This is a genomic window from Actinomyces sp. HMSC08A09, from assembly GCF_001807465.1.
GTDB classification, from domain to species: Bacteria; Actinomycetota; Actinomycetes; order Actinomycetales; family Actinomycetaceae; genus Actinomyces; species Actinomyces oris.
Genome location: NZ_KV789094.1, coordinates 22,325 through 31,783, shown reverse-complemented (window position 1 = coordinate 31,783; position 9,459 = coordinate 22,325). Strand labels below are relative to the sequence as shown.

The following is a 9,459-nucleotide window of genomic DNA, read 5'->3' as shown; positions in this document are numbered from 1 at the left end:
TCCTGTCCCCGACGGCGTCGAATGCCCCCGGTTGGATCGAGACGCGCCCGGCCGCGTGAAATGTCCCCGTGGGCAGGGGGTGGGAGGCAGGACGGGAGACAGACAGACTCCGAGCCGGGCACTTCTCGCGGAGTCCGACAGAAACTCTGTCGGGGCCTCGAGAAATGCCCGGCTCGGTGGAAAGGTCGGCGTGAGACAGGAAGGCGCCTGCGCCGTCAGCCTCCCAGGGCCGCGGCAACCACCTTCTTGGCCTCCTCCTGCACCTGGGCGAGGTGCTCGGCGCCCTTGAAGGACTCGGCGTAGATCTTGTAGACGTCCTCCGTGCCCGAGGGGCGCGCGGCGAACCAGGCGTCCTCGGTGGTGACCTTGAGCCCGCCGATGGGGGCCCCGTTGCCGGGCGCGTCGACCAGGCGGGCGGTGATCTCCTCGCCGGCCAGCTCGGTGGCGGTCACGTCCTCGGCGGCCAGGGCGGCGAGCTTGGCCTTCTCCTCCTTGGAGGCGGCGGCGTCGATGCGTGCGTAGGCGCTGGCGCCGAAGCGCTCCACCTGCTCCTCGTGCAACTGGGAGGGGGACTTGCCGGTGACGGCGATGATCTCGCTGGCCAGGAGGGCCAGGATGATGCCGTCCTTGTCCGTGGTCCACACGGTGCCGTCCTTGCGCAGGAAGGAGGCCCCTGCGCTCTCCTCGCCGCCGAAGCCGATCGAGCCGTCGAGCAGCCCGGGCACGAAGTGCTTGAAGCCCACCGGCACCTCGATGAGGGTGCGGCCGATCGCGGCCGCCACCCGGTCGATGAGGCTGGAGGAGACCAGGGTCTTGCCGACGGCGGCGTCGGCGGGCCAGCCGGGCCGGTGGGTGAAGAGGTATTCGATGGCCACGGCCAGGAAGTGGTTGGGGTTCATCAGCCCGCCGTCGGGGGTGACGATGCCGTGGCGGTCGGAGTCGGCGTCGTTCCCGGTGGCGACGTCGTAGGGGGTCTTGCCCTCGGCGTCGGGCGTCATCGTGGAGCGCAGCGAGGCCATGGCGTTGGGGGAGGAGCAGTCCATGCGGATCTTGCCGTCCCAGTCCAGGGTCATGAAGTGCCAGGCCGGGTCCACCTCGGGGTTGACCACCGTGAGCTCCAGGCCGTAGCGCTCACCGATCGCGCCCCAGTAGTCCACCGAGGCGCCGCCCAGTGGGTCGGCCCCGATGCGCACGCCGGCCTTGCGGATCGCCTCGAGGTCGATGACGCTCTCCAGGTCGTTGACGTAGGTCTCCAGGTAGTCGTGCTTGATGATGTGGGGGCCGTCGAGGGCCTCGGGGACCGGGACGCGTGGGACGTCCTGCCACCCGGAGGCGAGCAGCTCGTTGGCGCGGTTGGCGATCCACGTGGTGGCCTCCGAGCCGGCCGGGCCGCCGGTGGGCGGGTTGTACTTGAAGCCGCCGTCGCGCGGCGGGTTGTGGGAGGGGGTCACCACGATGCCGTCGGCCAGGCCGGGCCCGCTCGTGCGCACCCCCGCCTCGGTCCCGGCACCGTTGGCCAGGAGGATGGAGTGCGAGACCGCCGGGGTGGGCGTGTAGGCGCCACGGGAGTCGACGGCGGTGGTCACCCCGGCACCGGCGAGCACCTCGACGGCGGTGCGCCAGGCGGGCTCGGACAGGGCGTGCGTGTCACGGCCCAGGTAGAGGGTGCCGTCGGTGCCCTGGGAGCGGCGGTACTCCACGATGGCGGCGGTCGTGGCCACGATGTGGGCCTCGTTGAAGGCGGTGTCCAGAGAGGAGCCGCGGTGCCCGGAGGTGCCGAAGACGACCTTCTGGGCCGGGACGGCGGGGTCGGGGACGAGGTCGTAGTAGGCGGAGACGACCTCGTCGACGTCGATGAGGTCTTCGGGCTGTGCTGGCTGTCCTGCGCGTGCGTGCATGGGCACAGTGTGTCACGTGCCACTGGCCGCATCAGCCCGTTTCGCTGTGCGAAACAACGGCCGCTCCGAGGCCGGGACGCGGTGATCGGCGGGGTGCCATGCCCGACGACGACGGCGTTGTGGGAGGGCTCGCCGCGAGGGCCGTCGTGGAAGTGCCGTAGGTCCCGGGCGGTGGGGCGGGCGCGGCCAGTCGGGGCCATATCCGCTGTCCGTGCCGCCGGCCCGCGGGCTGGAGACGGCGGGCTGGAGGCGGGTGGCCAGCGGCGGGCACGAGGCCCGATGCGCGAGACCCGTGGCTCCCCTACACCGGCAGCCACTCCAGGATGTCGATGTTCGCGCGGTCCGCCAGCCACAGCTCGGCCCGCCTGACCCGGTTGCCCATGACGAGCAGCGATCCGCGCACCGTGTGCGGCACGTTCCTGAACAACGTGTAGGTGTCTCCGCCGGCGTCGACCCCGATACGGTCCTGGCCCAGCAGGTGCAGGCGCATGACGGGACGGGTCGGGTCGGCGGTCAGCGCCTGCCACGCCTCGGCCGGTATCCCCTGCGGCAGGAGGCCGGCCATGTCACTGGCGTATTCGCCGGGCTCCTGACCCACCGGAGCGATGACGACGTCGAGGTGATGGTCCCCGGAGAGCACGGGCAGCCGGTCCGTCTGATCGGTGTCCACGCACAGGCGGGTCCACCCCATGGCGCCCCGGGCCTGCTCCTGCTCCGAGACCCCAATCCGGTGCAGTGAGCCAGTGGCCGATCCGTGGTCGGTGACGGCGCGCACGTCGCGTTTGATGACCCGGTGGGAGGCGTTGCGCATGAGGTTGGGGAGGCGGCGACCGTGGACGTGGATGAGCTCGGCGATATCAAGGTCGGGCGCGCCGGTGGCGTCAGTGGTCTCGGCTGCGAATCCGCGGCTCTTGAGCTGTTTGCGCTCGCGGCCTCCCAGTCGAAGGCCGGTGCGCAGGAACTCGGCGCCCAGGAGGAGGCTCCCGGCGCTGCGCGTGTGAGGACGGGCGGCGAAGGCGGTGGCCAGGGTCCGGGCGAAGGGGGTGCCCGCGATCCGTGGCCCGGCGTCGGCGTCGATCGGGGCTCCGTCATCCTTCGCCCGCCGGGACAGGCCGGGCAGGCCTGGAAGCCGGTCGACGCCGAGGCGCTGGGAGGTCTGGGCGGCCGCGCCGGCCGCGGCCCGGGACACCGTGTCCGTGGCCTTGGCGGCGCCGGAAGCGATCTGTCCGGCGAGGCCACGGGCCCGGGCGGTCAGGTCGTCGCGCGAGGGGATGGAGGGCAGCTTCACGGCAGTCCTTCGATAGGAGCGAAGCGGGGTGCGCCGACCCCGATGCGGTCGACCACCCTGAGTCTAGGAAGCGGGCGATGCGAAAGGCATGGGTAGTCTGGCCCGGGCGTCGGCGCCACTGCGCTGCCACCCGGGCCGCCACTCCGCCTGCCGGGAACGCGGCCGAACCCCAGCGTCCAGCAGGAACGAGGAACCCATGACCGTCAGCCGTATCGCCACGACCAACGCCCCCGCCGCCGTCGGCCCCTACTCCCAGGGCGTCTCCACCGGTCAGGGGGCCGGCTCGCTCGTCTTCGTCTCCGGGCAGGTGCCGCTCGACCCGGCCACCGGCGCGCTCGTCGAGGGAGACATCCAGGCCCAGGCCGAGCAGGTCCTCAAGAACGTGGGCGCCATCCTGGCCGAGGCCGGGCTCGGGTACGACGACGTCGTCAAGACCACGGTCCTGCTCGCCGACATCACCGACTTCGCCGCCGTCAACGAGGTCTACGCCCGCTACTTCACCGGTGAGACCCTCCCGGCCCGGGCCGCCTTCGGGGTGGCCGCCCTGCCGCTGGGGGCCGGCGTTGAGATCGAGGCCATCGCCGCCCGGTCCTGAGCCGGCCCGATCGAAAAACGCTTTCATATAGAGCACTCAGCCTCGCGGTCTTGTCGAGTTTTGCTGCGTAACGGATCGGCTGCGCTGAATGGCAATAATAAGGCTGGTTGTGATTACAATAAGTATAACTGCAGGCAGGCCCGGCTTGATAACGAAGAAACTGACAGAATGTGCTGTCACTATCCAAAAGCTCAGGTAGAGCTCGAAGCCCAGTAATAGGAAATGATGCAGTCTGTACTTGAACATGACGGCTATCCCACTAAATAGCGCCAGCGTCCCCAGTTTCCATAAACTTGACATGGATTGAGGGTCGATGATGACTCCAGTTTTTGGAGGTGCGACTACAGCTTCAGCGATATACGTTGCAAGAATTGACCCCATCCCTGTGATGGCAAGAATGACTCCAAGGCATCTTTCTGCGTAACCTACTAGAATCATTCTGTTGTAATGTGCCGATATGCGCTGTCTTTGCTTCATTATATCTGTTTCCGATGGGGGCTTCAGGGGGCCTGACCTGCTAAGCGCAATTTCAATTAACCTGCAAGGAATGCTGACTATTGTCACAGCTAAAGACAGATATATAATTGTAAAAGCCCATGACATATACCCATTAATAAATATGTATATTATGAACAGGGTGGCGCTAAGCGCCGAAATAATGAAGCTCGTGAGGTGCCATCGGCGTTGTGAAAGCGCATTAAGCTGAGTATTGAGCGTATTGATGTCATCTCGCTCTCTATCGAGTTCACTTTTTGTTAATATCTGTGCATCTCCGAGCGCTTCGATAGCGATCTGAAGCGGAAGTATGCTCGTCTTAAAATAGCTGATGTGATCCAAGATCACATTGGATGGCCCTGATGTGTCCTGCTGTCTTGCTTGTAGCGGTAGTGGAGCGAGGCTCAGACGACCGACTAGGTCGTGGCTTGTTGTCACTTCTGTCCAATTTGAGACGCATTTTAGGGGAGGAATTCTATCAAATAAGAGAGGGCTGCTGGAGCTTCGATTTGCGACGATCCAAAAAATGCCAAGAAGGATCGTCGCCAAAGGCAGCGGTATAGTGTCTTGCAGCAAATAAAACACTTGAGACAAGAATGTGTGACTCTGCTGACGTAAAGGTTCGGACAAGTAGTTAATTTCGGCAGAGGATAATGGTAACCCCAGTATCGCTCGAGATATGAAGTATAGGTGAATTCCTGCAAACCTAAGATTCTTCCCGAAATCGGCATGATTTAGAAGGGCTAGAAGTGAGCCGATTGCTAAGAATGCATACAATGAAGTCGCCCACCACAAGGAAAGGGCCCACCTATTGTTGAGTCGATCAAGAAATGTGATCGGTCGTAAACCTGAGCCAACTCCGAAAAGGCGCCATTTTGGCCTCTTCTTTGTCGACAAATCCTTGAGTGCATGGTAGGCTAGAAAACCGCCCTGCGAGTGCGCTATCAGTGTTGGACGTTTCGTCAGTCTGTAGGTCCTTCTTATGGCGTCCTTCACCGTGTCGAGCATATACTCTCCATGAGAGGGCATAATAGCTGCGGGGACGTGCGCAAAATAGTTCGCTTTCTTGTGAAGTGAAACTAAGCAACTCATCGCAATAAGAATGAGCATTATCACAGCCACACGCAGTCCTGTCGAGGAGTTTAGTAGGAACTGAAACAACAGTAATGGGGCTGTAGAAACAAGTAATGATACGCCAAAAAGTAAAAACAGACGAAAAAGAACTCGAAGCATGACGCCACTCAGTTTCAGGTATGCCTTCACGCTAAAATAGTTATGAAGTTCAAACTCTCTGCGAATAACTTGAATGTCGTCTTTGTCTGGAATGAGCAGAACTATTGGCGAAGAAATTCTTACTGCAAGCCACTTCGTGAACTCCCAGAACGTTATTCTTGGGAACGAATTGGCCCATATGCATTCGTCAAGATATGTTGTCTTGCTGTGATTCATTTTGCGGGCTGTGATAATAATTGGCGATGATGGGGTTTCTTGTTCTACTTCTGTCTGCCAGTCATACTTTTCTGCCACGTGTATGATGTGCTTGGCTACAGGGTTCGCCATGCTCTTCAGAACATCCCCTTTTTTCTGATTGCCAATGCCGTGAATAAAGAGTAGGGCAGAGTCGTACTTTTTGGTGCTGCGAATTTTGGGATCGGCCTTACTTGGGGTCGGTGTGTATGTGGGTTTAATACTCTCTTTGTGTGATCTGCTATGGTTGCGACGACTTTCCTTGCTTCTGGACATGTGCCTCTCCTTTGAGGTGAAGTGAGTTCTTTGTTCGTGAACGAGTGTATCGCGCCATCGCGAAGGAAGTAATCTGTGAACTTAGTGGACTCTTGAATAATTCTGTGCGTCAAGTATTTTAGTTTGCTTAAACATGATGGTCGATTTACTATTAGAGGTCGCTCTGGGTGGCCGCCCTGCCGCTGGGGGCCGGCGTTGAGATCGAGGCCATCGCCGCCCGGTCCTGAGCCGGTCCGATCGAGAGCCGTCCCCGAAGCCACGCCGACACTCGCCAGACCGGCGCTGGTCGTACGGGTGCAAACCGGGCCGGCTGCATCCGATGGGGCGCCGCCCCCACCAGCACGGGGTGTCTGACCCTGCCGGTGGGGCGACCCGTTCACTAGGCTCTTTCCCGGTTCCACGTCCACGGGGTGTCCTCTCGTCGAGGGCGCCCCGTGTTGCTCTCCCCATGGCAGACGGCGTGACCGCGGGTAAGGATGAGGCACGGCCGGCGACCGCAGAGCCACCAGCCGGTCAGGACCCGCGTCGAGGTTTCATGAGAGGAAGACGATGCCGCCCACGCGCCTTCCCCTCGTCATCCGCCTCGGAGGGATCCGCTCGCTACTGTCCTTCTGCGCCATCATGACGGCGGGCCTGGCGGCCGCGCTCTCACCGGTGGCCGTAGCGGCGTGGGCGCCCTCGCTCGCCGCCCTCACGCTCCTGCCGGCCCTGCTGGGGGGCGGCGGGATCGCCTACTACCTGTGGCGCGGTCTGTCCGCACGGCGCATGTTCGAGCAGGCGCTGCGGCACTACGCGCAGGTCACCGACGACTACGAGGTCACCGAGCTCCATGCCCGTCTCATCCCTGAAGGCGAGACCCGCGGCGCCCACGTCATGGCCCACTACCGCTGGTTCCGCGACGAGTACGAGAGCCTGACCCGCTCCTGGCAGGACCTGGGCAGCCCCCGGGGCGCCCAGTGGTTCGAACCGGGAGTGCTCCAGCGGGTCCGTGAGATCAAGCGACGCTCGGCCGCGCTGGAGTCGACCGACGACATCATCGCCAGCAACGCCGCATTCCTGAGCCTGTCCTCCAACTGGGAGAGGCTCTGGCGCCAGGAGCAGCAGCCGGTTCTTCATGAGCTCGACCTGCTCCTGAGCCAGTGCCAGTGGATCGACTCCTACGCGTTCACTCCCCGCGGCACGGTGGAGGTGCGCGAGCTGGTGCGGGCACACCACCAGCGCCTCAGCGAGATGACCGCGGAGCTGTCGGCCGGCTTGCTGCAGCCCTCGGCGGCGCTTGACGAGCTTGCCTGGATCAGGGCCGACGTCCGCCGGTCAGTGAACTGCCTGTCGCTCTACGCGGCCGGAGCGGAGCCGTCCCTTGGTCTTCCTGGAGCCGAGGTGCAAGGCCGGCGAGGCATCGATGGGTGGCCGGATACTGTGGGAATCGCCGGCGGAGCCGGGGACGGGCAGTGGGTCGATGATGACTCCGTGAGTCATGTGAGCCATGTGAGTCCCCGACGGCATCCTGTGACCCGAAGCTTCCTCGGGGATGGGAGCTTTCCGGGATACTGATACCCGGTACTCCAGCCCTTCCAGATCCCAGTCCCAAGAATCCCTGAAGCGAACACAAACATGAATACAGTAGAAGTGAATGAACAATTTAATAGCTGGCGTGGGGGTGCGCGCCATTCCTTCGACGAAATGATGTTGATGTGCGTCACTGCCTTTGATGCGATTCGACGGGTGTTCCAAGGCGCAGGATCGCCTTGGCGTCATCGTCGTCTTGGCAAGAGGTGATTGTGTTGAGGGTAGTTTTTCGGATTCTGAGGGTGACGTCCTCATACCTGAGTTTTATTATCGGTGTGTCAGTGCTTACGGCGCTCATCCTGTCACTTCCCGTCATGTGGTTCTGGCCCTTCGGAAGAACGCATCACCCAACGGTGGATATCGATGACAGGGCTAGTATTCTTTCAGACGAATCAGTGGCGGACAGTATAAGGGGTGTGGGCTTTCGTCAAGATGTTCACGTTGTGGTCGTCTCGGTGCCCGGATACATGATTGATAACCTCAATGGTGAGGTGCTCAAGTATGCTCGCGCTCATCAGAATTCTCCAAGGTCGTGGATCTCCTCATCCAACTCCAACTACTGGAGTGATGGTGTTGTTATCCTTGCGGTCGCACCCGATTCCAGGAAGGTGGGGTGCTACTTTGGGAAGGATGTGCGCCTGCCTTTGAGTCAGCAAGCGTCGATCCAAAGTGCTGCAAAAAAGGCATTCAATGACCATAAGTGGGATGATGGAATCCTGGCAATGGCGAAGAAGACGGCTGACCTGTTAGGGCGCCCCGCTGAAGGGAGCTGGCTCACCACCTTCATCATCCCGGCTCCGGCAAGCATGATCGGAATATGGGCGCTCCGGAAGTACCTGCGTCGTGGCCTGCGTGCAAGAGCCGTTGGGAAGGAACTGACGGAGAGCTACTCCCGAGTCTCCCTCGGCGACGAGGATGTCGAGCTGAATATACGCACCATCCCTGAGAATGAACCGTATGGGGCGCGAGTGAGGATGTGGTACCGATGGTACCGCCAGGAGTATGCGAGCATCACCAGAGACTTGCAAACATTCGGGCGTCCTCGTGGTCCGCAGTGGTTCACCTGGAGAATGCTGAAGCGTGTGTCCAAAATGAAGAAGCGCGCTGTCATGTTGGAGTCGCTTGGGGCGACGATCTCAAACACAGCATCCATCCTCAACATGTCATCGACCTGGGAGAAGGCATGGGAGAAAGAGCAAGGGCGAGTGCAGGAGGACCTGCAAGCGTTGAGATCGCTTTGCGATACGATCTCCGCGTCTCGGGACGTGCTTCTAGGTGTGAAGAAGGAGCGGAAGTGGGTCAAGGAGCAGCGCTCGCGCCTCGGCGATATAGAAATAGCGTTGGCGAGCGGCAGGATGCGTCCTTCCGATGCTCTTGACGAGCTGGAGAGAACGGGGCAATCAGTTCGGGATAAGGCTTTGGATCTCATGCGTCGCGCAGTGAACGCCGATACGTCCAAGTACGCCGAAGAACGTCGCCGTCGTTATTTCGCGTCGCTAGATTCGGAACATGATGTTGTGCGCGCGGGGCAATGGCTATTCTCCAGTGACGACGGTGGGAGTAACCACAGCTCGAGTACTTACCAGTTCTCCGGCTCGCCGCTTGGTGGCGATGCTTCCTCGTCGGGCTGGGAAGGGGCGGGGTGGCTCGGCTCCTTCACCTCGGTATCCGATCTGGTGGTGGGGTACGAATCCGCAGCATCCTATGCGCCGACGACCTCGGGGTCGTCTTCCTACTCGGGTGGAGATGGGTCGTCGGGGTACTCGGGAAGCAGCTCCTCCGTTGACTACAGCGGGGGTGACTTCTCAGGAGCCGGTTCATCATCCAGCTTCTGAGTCATGTTAAGAATTTCCGTTATCAGCGAGAGGACG

At 61.8% G+C, this 9,459-nt stretch carries 6 protein-coding genes; 3 read left to right on the top strand and 3 right to left on the bottom strand.

The window, feature by feature from the left end; all coding sequences use genetic code 11:
• Positions 1 to 215: 215 nt before the first annotated feature.
• Complete coding sequence (gene pgm / locus HMPREF3165_RS03440) at positions 216 to 1,898, bottom strand: phosphoglucomutase (alpha-D-glucose-1,6-bisphosphate-dependent) (RefSeq protein ID WP_070510841.1); 1,683 nt, start codon at positions 1,896 to 1,898, stop codon at positions 216 to 218.
• Between the two features lie 301 nt (positions 1,899 to 2,199).
• Positions 2,200 to 3,186: a hypothetical protein gene (locus tag HMPREF3165_RS03435; RefSeq protein ID WP_070510839.1), complete on the bottom strand. Its 987-nt coding sequence runs from the start codon at positions 3,184 to 3,186 to the stop codon at positions 2,200 to 2,202.
• Between the two features lie 196 nt (positions 3,187 to 3,382).
• Here HMPREF3165_RS03435 and HMPREF3165_RS03430 point away from each other — a divergent pair, with 196 nt between their 5' ends.
• On the top strand, positions 3,383 to 3,781 hold the full coding sequence (locus tag HMPREF3165_RS03430) for a RidA family protein (RefSeq protein WP_070510835.1): 399 nt from the start codon (positions 3,383 to 3,385) through the stop codon (positions 3,779 to 3,781).
• A 36-nt stretch (positions 3,782 to 3,817) separates the two neighbouring features.
• On the opposite strand, the gene HMPREF3165_RS13175 is transcribed toward HMPREF3165_RS03430, so the two are convergent.
• Positions 3,818 to 6,019: a hypothetical protein gene (locus HMPREF3165_RS13175; RefSeq protein ID WP_141745002.1), complete on the bottom strand. Its 2,202-nt coding sequence runs from the start codon at positions 6,017 to 6,019 to the stop codon at positions 3,818 to 3,820.
• A 549-nt stretch (positions 6,020 to 6,568) separates the two neighbouring features.
• Here HMPREF3165_RS13175 and HMPREF3165_RS03425 point away from each other — a divergent pair.
• Positions 6,569 to 7,573: a DUF5129 domain-containing protein gene (locus HMPREF3165_RS03425; protein ID WP_070510833.1), complete on the top strand. Its 1,005-nt coding sequence runs from the start codon at positions 6,569 to 6,571 to the stop codon at positions 7,571 to 7,573.
• A gap of 368 nt (positions 7,574 to 7,941) precedes the next feature.
• Positions 7,942 to 9,423 (top strand): DUF5129 domain-containing protein, encoded by a 1,482-nt coding sequence (locus HMPREF3165_RS12695; protein ID WP_256274881.1) that lies wholly within the window; start codon positions 7,942 to 7,944, stop codon positions 9,421 to 9,423.
• Positions 9,424 to 9,459 lie beyond the last annotated feature (36 nt).

Excerpts from the sequence above, each read along its gene's own strand:
- HMPREF3165_RS03425 (WP_070510833.1), top strand. The coding sequence starts at position 6,569 with ATGCCGCCCACGCGCCTTCCCCTCGTCATCCGCCTCGGAGGGATCCGC.
- pgm (WP_070510841.1), bottom strand. The coding sequence starts at position 1,898 with ATGCACGCACGCGCAGGACAGCCAGCACAGCCCGAAGACCTCATCGAC.
- HMPREF3165_RS03430 (WP_070510835.1), top strand. The coding sequence starts at position 3,383 with ATGACCGTCAGCCGTATCGCCACGACCAACGCCCCCGCCGCCGTCGGC.
- HMPREF3165_RS13175 (WP_141745002.1), bottom strand. The coding sequence starts at position 6,019 with ATGTCCAGAAGCAAGGAAAGTCGTCGCAACCATAGCAGATCACACAAA.